Below are 12,240 nucleotides of genomic sequence, written 5' to 3' on the forward strand. Positions count from 1 at the left end.
TATTTATACCTTCTAAAGCATCAGGTATGGCTCGTATAGTAGTAGTTTATAGTTGGCTTTTGTTAAGTATAGCTACATCGTGTAGCCAAAAGCCGGAACTAACCCAGCAAACTGTAGCATCAAGGCCTGCAGAAAACGTTGCCGAACCGGAAGTTAACATGCAATATACCTGGAATGCCTCTCCCGATAGTTTGCATCTGCATCTGCTGTTCTTTGATGTAAGCCGCATAATGGACCTTAAGCGCACAGTTATTAATCTGTCTTACGACGTAACAGGAGTTCAAAATGCTGTAGTTCTGAGGGATACGGTGCGGGTGGCAGAAATAAATGTTCCGGAGCAGGAGGAAGGTGTCATTTTTAAGATGAGTATTCCGCGGGAAATAGTAATAGCTGACAATTCAGTAAACCTGAAGTTATGGCAGAAGTTTGCAGGCGAAGCCAGAATGCACTCTGCTTTCAATATCGCGCTGGATCCTGGAATGCTGGAAAAAATGGGACTGCTTGTGCAGGCAAAATCAAAGATACCGCTCATCCGAACCTATACTACTACCGCAGATTCTATGCTTTTAGAAAACGCAGATACCACTGCTGCGATGTTAGTATATTATTTTAAATCAGAATTTACCCCGGCGTTACCACCTATGTCTGAGCGTAAGGAGGCTGCGGCCCGTACACTACAGCCATCAGATTCGCTTACAATTGATCCGAACAATACATTTGCTTTGCCGCAGGATGGGCTATACCTGCTATGGCCCGATAAAAGTTTCTCAACGGGTTTGCTGGTAGAGCAATGGAGTTTCCCACGGATTACAATGGCAAAAGAGATGTTGCAGCCACTTATTTATTTAACTACATCTACTGAGCGCGAAAGATTATTTAAAGCCACGGATCCCAAAAAAGCTGTAGACGAATTTTGGATACAGGTAGCAGGAGAGAAGCACTTGGCCCGGGAACTGATACGCACTTATTATGGCCGTGTAGAGCATGCCAATAAACTTTATACTTCGCACAAACCTGGCTGGGCTACCGATCGTGGCATGATTTACCTGGTATATGGGCCACCAAGTGACATTAGCCGGGTAGCTGACACAGAAACCTGGATTTATCGTGAATCGGAAATGCATCCCTACATCAAGTTCGTTTTTACGAAAAAACAGAATAACTTTACCGGAAATCATTATGAGCTGATACGGCATCGTGAGTACGAAGAAAGCTGGTACAGCGCAGTTGCAAAATGGAGAGCAGGAATAACAGATATGTGAGCGGTGGCAGCTATAGCAGGCCCAGAGCTCCGAAAGAAGATAAGTTGGAAATGATATTCGGCTCCCGCCCGATATTAGAGGCCATGCTGGCCGGCAAAACACTGGAAAAGATATTCCTGCTGCGCGGCACCAAAAACCCGACGACAGACGAAATAATGGCCGAGGCCAAAAAGTTTGATGTGCCTGTGGTAACAGTGCCTATCGAAAAACTGAATAACCTCACACGAAAAAACCATCAGGGAGCTGTTGCTTTTATTTCACCGATCAGGTATATGCCGCTGGATGAGATTGTAACGTCTTTGTTTGAACAAGGTAAAAGCCCGCTGTTACTTATACTTGACAGGATTACCGATGTGCGCAACTTTGGTTCTATCGCCCGTAATGCAGAATGTATGGGAGTGGATGCTATTGTAATTCCAAGCCGTGGTGGTGCGCAGATCAATGCGGATGCCATGAAAACATCGGCTGGCGCGCTAAACCTGGTACCAGTATGCCGCGAACCAAATTTGAAAGATACGATAAACTACCTGAAGGATTACGGTGTGCAGATAGTAGCCTGTACCGAGAAAACAGAAGATAACATAACAGATTACCCGGTAGATTTTTCAGGACCTACTGCCATTATCATGGGTAGCGAAGAAGACGGTATTTCGCCGGAGTACCTGAAGCGTGCTGATGTGAAACTGCGCATTCCGTTAATGGGCCAGATTGGCTCTTTAAACGTGTCTGTAGCTACCGGTATCATCCTTTATGAAGCCATGAGTCAGCGTTTCCGTGAAAGTGGCCGTTCCAAATAAGAAAGCTTTTACATACAGTATAAAAAAGGCTACTCCAGAGAGTAGCCTTTTTGTTTGGGTATATCAAGATTTCGCAACTACGTTTTTAAAGAGCTATACATGACTACCATCTAAAACAAAAAGAGTCGAAACAATACTTGCCTCAGCTCTTTTTATACTTTCGAGAACTATACTTCTAAATATAGCTCTGGCCTTTTTTATACTTTGCGTCAGCAGTAAAATCCTTTACCTTCTGTTCTTCTTCCAGCTTGCAGATCATCAGTACATTGTCGTGTTCAGCAACAATGTAGCCTTCTAAACCTTGTAGCACTACCAGGCGGTTCTTCGGCGTTTTAATGATGCAGTTTTTGGTATCATACAACATTACGTCACCGTCTACTACGTTAGCCTGTTCATCCTTGTCACTTATCGTGTAAAGCGAGTTCCAGGTGCCCAGATCAGACCAGCCAATATCGCTGAGTACCACATACACATTATCAACTTTCTCCATAATACCATAGTCAATGGAGATGTTACGGCAATGCGAGTAGGCCTTAACTATAAAGTTTGGTTCTTCTTCAGTGTTATACTTGGTGCTGCCTTCCTCAAATATTTCTGATACCTCGGGCAGGTACTGGCGGAAAGCACGAAGTATACTTTGCACATTCCAGATAAAGATTCCGGAGTTCCAGACAAAGTCGCCGCTGTTCAGAAACATCTGGGCAAGCTCCAGGTTTGGCTTTTCAGTAAAGGTTTTTACTTTTTTAATAGGTTGATCGCCATCAGCAATAAACTGGATATAACCATATCCAGTATCAGGGCGGCTAGGTGTGATGCCTAAGGTAATCAGTACATCATCCTGAGCAGCAGCATGCAATGCTGTGTTTATAACCTGATTAAATGCTTCCTGCTTCAGCACTACGTGGTCTGATGGTGCAACTATAAGATTGGCATCAGGGTTGATCTGCGATATCTTATAAGAGGCATAAGCTATACACGGTGCCGTATTCCTGCCGATCGGTTCGAGTAGTATCTGGTTATCGCTTAGCTGAGGAAGCTGTTCTTTTACCAGGTGTTCATAGTCTCTGTTGGTAACTATAAAAATGTTCTGAGTAGGGCAGATCTGCTCAAAACGCTTCATGGTCATCTGAAGCATAGTTTCGCCTATACCCAGCACATCATGGAACTGCTTAGGGTAATTAGTACGGCTGAATGGCCAGAAGCGGCTGCCAATACCGCCAGCCATTATCACCACATAGGTGTTGTTGTTCATGGGTGTTTGTTTATACAAGTCCTTCTTTCAGGAGGTCGTGCAGGTGCACAAAACCTTCAAATTTTCCGGAGTCGGTTACGATTAATTGTGTTATGTTTTTCTCCTGCATAATGGCCATAGCTTCGGCGGCGTAGTGGTCCGGTTCTATAGTTAGCGGGGAGGCGGTCATAATATCTGTAGCTATTATACCTTCTGTTGATTCATATTTGTCCAACATACGGCGAAGGTCGCCATCGGTTATGATTCCAACGAGTTCATCTGAATTTTCTTTTACTACAGCCGTAGCACCCAGTCTTTTAGAAGATATTTCAATAATAATCTGGCGTAGTGTGGCGTTCTCTGTAACCTTAGGTGCCTGGTTCTGCTTGTAAATATCTTCTACTTTCAAGTATAAGCGTTTACCCAGCGAGCCGCCCGGATGCAGGCGCGCAAAATCAGCGCTGCTGAACCCGCGTGCTTCCAGTAAGCAAACAGCCAGTGCATCGCCAAGAGCAAGGGCCGCTGTAGTACTGGTTGTAGGAGCCAGGTTGTTAGGGCAGGCCTCGCGTTCTACATTAGCATTCAGTACAAAATCAGCACTTTCGGCAAGGTAAGAGTCTGTGCTCGAAACCATGGCGGCAAGCTTAGAACCTTTACGCTTAAGCAACGGAACCAGCACTTTTATCTCGGGAGTATTACCACTTTTAGAGATGCAGATCACAAAGTCTTCGGGCTGGATCATGCCCAGGTCGCCATGAATAGCATCGGCGGCATGCATAAAGATAGCAGGCGTACCCGTAGAATTAAGTGTGGCTACGATCTTAGAAGCGATGTTTGCACTCTTTCCGATACCGGTTACCACTACGCGCCCTTTCATGTTCAAAATAGCTTCGACGCAATTCTGAAAGTCTTCGTCGATAAAATCTGCCAGCCTGGCGATAGCTTCCGCTTCAGATAGTAAGACTTTTTTTGCTATTTGAGTTATATTATTAAGTAGATTCAAGTTAAATTTGTGTTAATGTACATTTATTTGAGTACGTTACAATCTTACTAATTTTTGCAGGAATTACATGTCTATTAAAGAGGTTAATCTCAAGAACAAATTAAAGGAAGTTTTTGGGTATAGTCAATTCAGAGGAAATCAGGAGCTGATAATTAACAATATTATCAACGGGAAGAACACCTTTGTGATTATGCCTACAGGCGCCGGCAAGTCGTTGTGCTATCAACTACCTGCTTTATCGCTTCCGGGTACTGCCATTGTTATCTCGCCGCTTATCGCCCTGATGAAAAACCAGGTAGATCAGTTGAATGCATTTGGTGTAAATGCGCAGTTCTTAAACTCTACACTTTCGAAGTCTGAGATAAACAAGGTAAAGAAAGAAACACTGGCCGGGGAGGTAAAGCTGTTGTATGTAGCGCCGGAGTCGCTTACCAAAGAAGAAACAGTTGAGTTTCTGCGTAGCTCCAATATTTCGTTTGTAGCTATCGACGAAGCACACTGTATTTCGGAGTGGGGCCATGATTTCCGACCAGAGTATCGCCGCATCCGTGGCATCATAGACCAGATCGGGAACTTACCAATTATTGCCCTTACAGCAACAGCCACACCAAAAGTACAGCTGGATATTCAGCGTAACCTGCAAATGGATGAGGCTTCTGTTTTCAAGTCGTCGTTTAACCGTACCAACTTATACTACGAGGTACGCCCTAAGCACAAGACCAAGAAGCAGCTGATCCAGTACGTAAAGAAAAATAAAGGCAAGAGCGGTGTGGTATACTGCCTGAGCCGCAAAAAAGTAGAAGAGATAGCAGAACTGCTGCGCGTAAACGATGTAAAAGCATTGCCTTACCATGCCGGCCTCGATGCTAATGTGCGCATGGCTAACCAGGATGCTTTCCTGAACGAAGATTGTGACGTAATTGTGGCAACTATAGCCTTTGGTATGGGTATCGATAAGCCGGATGTACGCTTTGTGATCCATTACGATACACCTAAATCAATAGAAGGCTATTACCAGGAAACAGGTCGTGCCGGTCGTGATGGGCTGGAAGGTAACTGCCTGATGTTCTACAGCTACGATGATATTATTAAGCTGGAGAAATTTAATAAAGACAAGCCGGTAACCGAGCGCGACAACTCGAAGCTGTTGCTGCAGGAAATGGCCGCTTATGCCGATTCTGCTGTGTGCCGCCGTAAGCAGCTACTGCATTATTTTGGTGAAGCTTATGAGAAAGACTGTGGTTTCTGCGATAACTGTCTGCACCCGAAAGAGCGTTACCAGGCACAGGAAGAGGTTAAGCTGGCGTTGCAGGCTGTGCAGCAAACAGGCGAGCGTTTTGGTATAGATCATATTACGGCTGTACTTACCGGTTTGCGTAACCAATACACTACCAGCTACGACCACGATAAATTGGAAGTGTTTGGGGCAGGCAAAGAGCAGGATGTACAGTTCTGGAGTTCGGTACTACGCCAGGTGTTGCTGTCTGAGTACCTGGAGAAGGATATTGAGAACTTTGGTGTAGTGAAGCTTACAGATAAGGGCAAAAGCTTTATAGCGAACCCGCACCCGATCGAGCTAACCAAAGACCATAACTATGAGCAGGAAGTAAAAGAAGACGAAGAGAAGGAAGAAACGCAGGCACAAGCTGGCCATGATGAAGTGCTTTTCGACTTACTGAAGAACCTGCGTAAGAAACTGGCAAAAGAAAAAGGCCTGCCTCCATACGTATTGTTCCAGGACCCGTCGCTGAAAGAAATGGCTACTGTTTACCCTACTACCAAAGAAGACCTGGCGCATATTGCCGGTGTAGGTATGGGTAAGGTACAAAAGTTCGGCAAGCCGTTCCTGGATATGATCACGAAGTATGTGGAAGAGAACGACATTGTAACAGCTGCCGATGTGGTGGTGAAAACAACTGTCAACAAATCCAAGATCAAGATTTACATCATCCAGCAGATAGATAAAAAAGTAGACCTGGAAGAGATAGCAGCGTCTAAAGACCTGACCATGCAGGAACTGATCGAGGAGATAGAGCACATCTGCTACTCTGGTACCAAGCTTAACCTGAACTACTACATCAACAGTGTTTTAGATGATGAGCGACAGGAAGAGATCTACGATTATTTTATGCAAGCCAGTACCGATAACATTGGTGTGGCGCTAAAAGAACTAGGTACAGATGATTACACAGAAGAAGACCTGCGCCTGATGCGTATCAAGTTCCTGTCGGAATACGCGAACTAACGAATAAGTATAAAAGAGACTGGCAATATGTGCCAGTCTCTTTTGTTTTATAGCTATACTTGCTAAGTATAAACTATAGTTTGCACAGTATAGCCAAGTATAAATTTATAACTTCGCAGCAGCGCTTTTACAACGCTGGCAGTAATAATTAACAATCAGCAATTAGCAACCGAACTATGAATGTACTGATAATTGGATCCGGAGCCCGCGAGCACACTATTGCCTGGAAACTGAGCCAGAGCGAGTATTGTGATAAAGTTTTTGTGGCCCCTGGCAACGCCGGAACAATGAAATTTGGAACCCACGCCACTGTAGATATCCATAATTTTGAAGAAGTAGCCAAATTTGCCACTGACTTTAATATTATGATGCTGATAGTAGGCCAGGAGAACTCGCTGGTAGAAGGTATACACGACTATTTTCAGGAGAAAGAATACCTGCGCCACATCCTGGTTATTGGTCCTAAAAAGGTTGGTGCTATGCTGGAAGGCAGTAAAGACTTTTGTAAAGCTTTCCTGCAGAAGTATAACATCCCGACTGCCCGTTACCAGACTTTCACAGAAGATAATTACCGTGATGCTGTAGAATATTTGCGTACCCATAGCTACCCGGTAGTGTTAAAAGCCGATGGCTTGGCTGCCGGTAAAGGTGTTATCATTTCTCCTGATTTTGAGCATGCCCTGGATGCCCTGGAAGGAATGCTTCGTAACAAGCGTTTTGGTAAAGCTGGTACCAAGGTAGTGATCGAGGAGTTTCTGGAAGGTATAGAAGTGTCGGTGTTTATACTTACCGATGGCAAAGAATATGTGCTGCTACCCGAAGCCAAAGATTATAAGCGCATAGGTGAGGGAGATGCCGGCCTGAACACCGGCGGTATGGGAGCAATCTCACCGGTACCATTTGCCGACGAAGTATTTATGCAAAAGGTAAAGGAACGCGTAATTGAGCCAACTATAAAAGGCCTGCAGCAGGAAGGTATAGAATACACCGGTTTCCTGTTTATTGGCCTGATAAAAGTTAACAATGAGCCCTTTGTAATTGAGTACAATGTACGCCTTGGCGACCCTGAAACCGAAGCTATACTTCCGCGCATTAAATCAGACCTGTTTGAGCTGTTTAAAGCACTACACGACCATACCTTAGGTAGTTATAAACTGGAAGTAGATCCGCGTACGGCAGCTACGGTTTTCTTAGTATCAGGTGGGTATCCGGAAGGCTTTGAGAAAGGAAAAGAAATTTTTGGCTTGGATAAAGTAAGCCCGGATGTGCTGGTGTTCCATGCAGGTACCAAACTGGTAAATGAGAAATTAGTGAATAGCGGTGGACGCGTAATAGCTGTAACTGCCCTTGGTGATACGATGGATGAAGCACTGGCAAAAGCAAACGCCGCCGCCGAAACTATAACCTGGCAGGACCGCTACTACCGCCACGATATCGGTTTTGACCTGCGCCAGGAAACTGTATAGCAACTATAGCTTAGAAGTATAAAATAGAAAAGGCCGGTTATGTAACCGGCCTTTTCTATTTTTAAGAAGCATTTATACTTAGCAGTAAGCCTCAAAAGCACCTTTCAGGTTATCCACGATGCGGTTAAGCTCGTTGCCCTCAATGTGGTAACGCTCTATCATGTGCACCAGCTCACCGTTCTTAAACAAAGCAATAGATGGTGATGATGGAGGATAAGGCAGCATGTACTCACGAGCTTTGGCAACCGCTTCAGTTTCCATACCTGCAAATACCGTGATCATTTTATCAGGCTTCTGGTCAGAAGCTGCTACAGCCATTTTAAGGGCAGGGCGTGCCTTAGATGCCGCGCATCCGCATACAGAGTTTACAGCTACTAATACTGTTCCTTCTTTAGAAGATAATACTTGCTCTACTTCCTCAGGAGTCATTAGTTGCTCAAAACCCACAGAAGTAAGATCCTCGCGGATAGGGGCAACCATATATTCAGGATACATTCCCATAATCGTTCTTAATTAAGAGTAAAACTTGAACTGCAAATTTACAAAATAATTAGCAGAAGGCGAAGATGATGTATATCACCAGTTTGCATTTACTATAACCTGAAATATAGTATTACGCTAATTGTATAAAATTGCATTGTTTTTGGAAGTTTAACAGAATGTAAAACCCTTTTTAGAGATGTAAGTATATGGTACGATGGAGCTAACGTCCCGGGCCGACTGCAGGTTTTTTAACTAAAAGTGTAAGAATTTCCTGTTCCGGAAGCCTTGAATTATATGTGCCACTTATACTCCTGACTATGCCACAACATCACCCTAACCCAAGTCAGCAACAGGTATGCTATTTTTACCTGCCTCCGCTAAACGACAAGTCAGCTGAAGTGATAGTTGTGCTCAACAGCTCTACCGACACCATCCACATCCCGATACCAGAAGAAGATATAGAATTGCATGCGTTTTTTCAGCGTAGCCTTACAGCTGCCGAAGCCAGGCGCTTTGGGGAAGAACCTACCTGGCGCATTTTTACCTCCTGGTCTGATCTGGAAGCAGATCACCGAAAATATAATGTAGATCCTGCCACTATGCTTATGCTCCTGCTTGCTCAGGATGGTAAGCCGCTGCAGGAACATTTCGCAGTAGCATAAATTCTTGCCTTATTTTACCTGCACCCGGCACTGTACTTTGTATACTTGTTTTCGTATTGCATAATAGGGCTTTACTATAATAGTATTATTGCTATATTAGGCCTTAAATAACCGGCCACTGCATGTTTGAATTCGAAAATAATTACCTCCTTCTGTGGGTAGATAAAACTATTCATTTAATGTACAGTGATTGGCTGCGCCCGGTAACCAGCGAAGAATACAAAGAAGGAAATAAGATACTGCTACAGCAATTGCGCGAGAAAGAAGTAGAGAATTGGATTGCAGATTCATCTAAATTAGGAGATATATCCAAGGAAGATGAGAAGTGGACACTTAAGGAACTTGTACCTAAGCTGGCAAATACTAACCTGCTAAAGTTGGCACGTATAGGCGGAGAAGATACAGGCAGCCATGCTAAATTTGAACAATTTGTAAAACGCGCTGATCCTATTTATATAGGTAACATACAGGTAAGGCAGTTCACAACCTACAAAGAAGCCGCCGATTGGGTAGGGGAGATACCTGTATAGGTTATAGTTGCTTTGCTTCTCCTGCCATTTCGAGCGCTAGCCGAGAAATTTTATTTGTCCTATAGTTGAGGCTATACTTACTCAACCCAAAGTTATCCTTTCATAGCTGTTTCTAATTCTGGGAGCTCTACTTGCCCACAGTTATCATAGTTTCCTTTGGTGCGCTCACGGCGGGGGTAGGGGCCCTCTTTTAGCGGGGCCCCGTCTTTGGGTTTCGCGCTGCTTTCGCTTCCTTTGCTCGTACCTCGCAATGCCTGCGGCACCAGAACCTCTCGAGGCGCTCCACCCAAAGACTGTGATCTTTCCATAGCTATAGTTCTGCCTGCTCTGGAATCTATAGTTGCATAGCTTCTCTCGTGGTTGTATTTCCGTAGGGACAGGTCGCGACCTGTCCGATTAGGGTCTGTAACTATAGAACTTTAGCTCTTGAATTGGTAATAGCAGAACTGTCCCCTTGAGGACAAGTGAGAACGGGAGTTCGAAACTTGCGACCGCAGGTCACAGGGGTGTTAAAACGGCAACTATAGAACTATAGCTGCAACTATAGCAAAGTCAGAAGACTCCTCACCTTAGACAAGCAGGAGCTGGGGAGATAACAGTGACTATAGAATTATAACCACCTTACAACTACACGCTTAGTAACACAATCTTATTAATAATGCTAAATATTTTAGCTTTATATATAGCTTTTGCTAATTTTGTTCGTAAAGTAGAAGCATATGGAAGCTAAAGTTATACCTATAAGCCAGTGGCAGCCGGGGCTGTACAGCATCGCAGAAGAGACTGATGAAAAATTACTATTGTTTGGAGCTACCGTGCGGGCAGGTTTCCCGAGTCCGGCGGCCGACTACTCTGCCGACCCGATAGATCTGAACAGGTACATTGCCGAAAACCCAACCGCTACTTTTCTGGCACGTGTAGAAGGCGACTCGATGATAGGAGCGCACATAGAGCCCGGCGACCTGGCCGTGATAGACCGATCTATGAAGGCAACCAGTGGCAAAATTGTACTGGCCTTTGTAGACGGGGAGTTTACGATTAAGCGACTGTTGCTCAGCAAAGAGGGTGCTTACCTGCAGGCCGAAAACCTCAACTATAAAACCATAAAAATAGACAGACCCGATGGCGGACAGATTTGGGGTGTAGTGGTAGGTGTGATCAAAAAGTTTAAGTAAGCTATGACGTCGCTGTTTGCTATAGTGGACTGTAACAACTTTTATGCGAGCTGCGAGCGCGTGTTTAATCCTGCCCTGGAAGGTAAGCCGGTAGTAGTGCTCTCGAACAACGACGGCTGCATTATAGCGCTCAGCAACGAAGCCAAAGCCTTAGGTATAAAAATGGGTACGCCATATTTCCAGGCGCGTCCGCAGCTCGAGCAGGATGGCGTAGCCGTGTTCAGTTCTAACTACGAGCTATATGGCGATATGTCGCGGAGAGTAGTGGAGACGTTGCAGCAGTTTACCCCGAACCTGGAAGTATACTCTATAGATGAAAGCTTCCTGGACCTGGGTGATTTTTATAAAGTAGACCTGCAAAGTTACGCCCGAACCATAAAAGAGACCGTGAAGCAATGGACAGGCATACCCGTTGCCGTGGGCGTGGCCACTACCAAAACTCTGGCAAAAGTAGCAAACCGCATTTCTAAAAAATCTTCAAAGGCAAATGGCGTGCTAGTGCTTACGGATGAGCGGCATATTGAAGCTGCCTTAAAACGAACCGAAGCTGGCGATGTGTGGGGCATTGGCCGGCGCTATGCCAACAAACTGGCTACCTTAGGCATACACACCGCCTGGGACCTACGCAACGTAACCAATGCCTTCGCTAAAAAGCACCTGACTATAGTAGGCCTGCGCACGGTAAAAGAACTGCGTGGCGAATCGTGTATGGAACTGGAGCACATGCCGCCTGCCAAGCAGAACATCTGCACCTCCCGCAGCTTTGGCGAAACATTAACTGAACTCACCGACCTGGAAGAAGCCCTCTCCACCCATACGGTGCGCTGTGCTATGAAACTGCGCAAACAGAAATCATGTGCCGGCGTGATGAACGTGTTTTTGATGACGAACCGCTTTACCGAGCAGCATTACTACTATAGCCGAACTGTAAAACTCGACAGCCCCACCAGCAGCGAACTGGAACTGCTCCACCACGCCACCAAAGCCCTGAAACAAATGTACCGCCCCGGCCTGCAGTATAAAAAAGCAGGCGTTATAGTTTCCGACATAGTGCCGGCCAACCAGGTGCAACTCTCGTTGCTAAGCAGCCACAACACTGAACGCGACACCAAACTAATGCACGTGCTCGACGACCTGCGCGAAAAATATGGCAACAAGTTCGTAAAGTATGGTGTGCAGGGCACCGGCAAAAAATGGCAGCTAAAAGAAGAGCATATCTCGGCGTGCTATACTACGGATGTGGAGAAAGTGCTGCGAGTAGGGTAGAAAGTTTATTGCTCTTAGTTGTATTGTTCAGATTATTAGTCTTTGATGGATTTAGTATAAACCAACAGCTATCAATTCACCAATAGACATAGGGCCTATTTATCTTCGCTTCTTATAAAA

General features: G+C 45.1%; 12 protein-coding genes. 8 read left to right on the forward strand and 4 right to left on the reverse strand.

Annotation, left to right across the window (positions count from 1 at the left end; translation table 11 throughout):
* The first annotated feature begins 26 nt into the window (after positions 1 to 26).
* Positions 27 to 1,262: a GWxTD domain-containing protein gene (locus MJ612_RS13760; protein ID WP_250419191.1), complete on the forward strand. Its 1,236-nt coding sequence runs from the start codon at positions 27 to 29 to the stop codon at positions 1,260 to 1,262.
* Positions 1,235 to 2,059, forward strand: a complete 825-nt coding sequence (rlmB, locus tag MJ612_RS13765; RefSeq protein ID WP_187031252.1) for a 23S rRNA (guanosine(2251)-2'-O)-methyltransferase RlmB — start codon at positions 1,235 to 1,237, stop codon at positions 2,057 to 2,059. Before MJ612_RS13760 ends, rlmB begins: the two co-directional genes overlap by 28 nt.
* Positions 2,060 to 2,234: 175 nt before the next feature.
* Here rlmB and MJ612_RS13770 read toward each other — a convergent pair whose 3' ends face one another.
* Both MJ612_RS13770 and MJ612_RS13775 read right to left on the reverse strand, forming a co-directional pair.
* Positions 2,235 to 3,311: a mannose-1-phosphate guanylyltransferase gene (locus MJ612_RS13770; RefSeq protein WP_187031250.1), complete on the reverse strand. Its 1,077-nt coding sequence runs from the start codon at positions 3,309 to 3,311 to the stop codon at positions 2,235 to 2,237.
* Positions 3,312 to 3,321: 10 nt separating this feature from the next.
* Positions 3,322 to 4,293, reverse strand: a complete 972-nt coding sequence (locus MJ612_RS13775; RefSeq protein WP_187031248.1) for a KpsF/GutQ family sugar-phosphate isomerase — start codon at positions 4,291 to 4,293, stop codon at positions 3,322 to 3,324.
* Between the two features lie 67 nt (positions 4,294 to 4,360).
* Between MJ612_RS13775 and recQ the strand changes: the two genes are divergently transcribed.
* Positions 4,361 to 6,538 (forward strand): DNA helicase RecQ, encoded by a 2,178-nt coding sequence (gene recQ, locus MJ612_RS13780; protein ID WP_187031246.1) that lies wholly within the window; start codon positions 4,361 to 4,363, stop codon positions 6,536 to 6,538.
* 176 nt (positions 6,539 to 6,714) lie between these two features.
* Positions 6,715 to 8,004 carry a phosphoribosylamine--glycine ligase gene (purD, locus tag MJ612_RS13785; RefSeq protein WP_187031244.1) on the forward strand — a complete coding sequence of 430 codons (1,290 nt, stop codon included), beginning with the start codon at positions 6,715 to 6,717 and terminating at the stop codon, positions 8,002 to 8,004.
* Between the two features lie 78 nt (positions 8,005 to 8,082).
* Here the strand turns inward: purD and MJ612_RS13790 are convergent, their stop codons facing one another.
* Entirely contained in the window at positions 8,083 to 8,499 is a 417-nt protein-coding gene (locus tag MJ612_RS13790; RefSeq protein ID WP_317233056.1) for a BrxA/BrxB family bacilliredoxin, read from the reverse strand.
* Positions 8,500 to 8,804: 305 nt separating this feature from the next.
* On the opposite strand from MJ612_RS13790, the gene MJ612_RS13795 reads away from it, so the two are divergent.
* The gene (locus MJ612_RS13795; RefSeq protein ID WP_187031240.1) at positions 8,805 to 9,149 is read left to right on the forward strand and encodes a hypothetical protein; all 345 of its coding nucleotides are present in this window, start codon (positions 8,805 to 8,807) and stop codon (positions 9,147 to 9,149) included.
* Between the two features lie 122 nt (positions 9,150 to 9,271).
* Positions 9,272 to 9,679, forward strand: a complete 408-nt coding sequence (locus MJ612_RS13800) for a hypothetical protein (RefSeq protein ID WP_187031239.1) — start codon at positions 9,272 to 9,274, stop codon at positions 9,677 to 9,679.
* 92 nt (positions 9,680 to 9,771) lie between these two features.
* On the opposite strand, the gene MJ612_RS13805 is transcribed toward MJ612_RS13800, so the two are convergent.
* Positions 9,772 to 9,987 carry a hypothetical protein gene (locus MJ612_RS13805; RefSeq protein ID WP_187031237.1) on the reverse strand — a complete coding sequence of 72 codons (216 nt, stop codon included), beginning with the start codon at positions 9,985 to 9,987 and terminating at the stop codon, positions 9,772 to 9,774.
* A 411-nt stretch (positions 9,988 to 10,398) separates the two neighbouring features.
* Between MJ612_RS13805 and MJ612_RS13810 the strand changes: the two genes are divergently transcribed.
* Together MJ612_RS13810 and MJ612_RS13815 are read left to right on the forward strand one after the other, a co-directional pair.
* Entirely contained in the window at positions 10,399 to 10,854 is a 456-nt protein-coding gene (locus MJ612_RS13810) for a LexA family protein (protein ID WP_187031235.1), read from the forward strand.
* A 3-nt stretch (positions 10,855 to 10,857) separates the two neighbouring features.
* Positions 10,858 to 12,120 carry a Y-family DNA polymerase gene (locus MJ612_RS13815; RefSeq protein ID WP_187031233.1) on the forward strand — a complete coding sequence of 421 codons (1,263 nt, stop codon included), beginning with the start codon at positions 10,858 to 10,860 and terminating at the stop codon, positions 12,118 to 12,120.
* The last annotated feature ends 120 nt before the right edge of the window (positions 12,121 to 12,240 follow it).

This window comes from Pontibacter deserti, assembly GCF_023630255.1.
GTDB classification, from domain to species: domain Bacteria; phylum Bacteroidota; class Bacteroidia; order Cytophagales; family Hymenobacteraceae; genus Pontibacter; species Pontibacter deserti.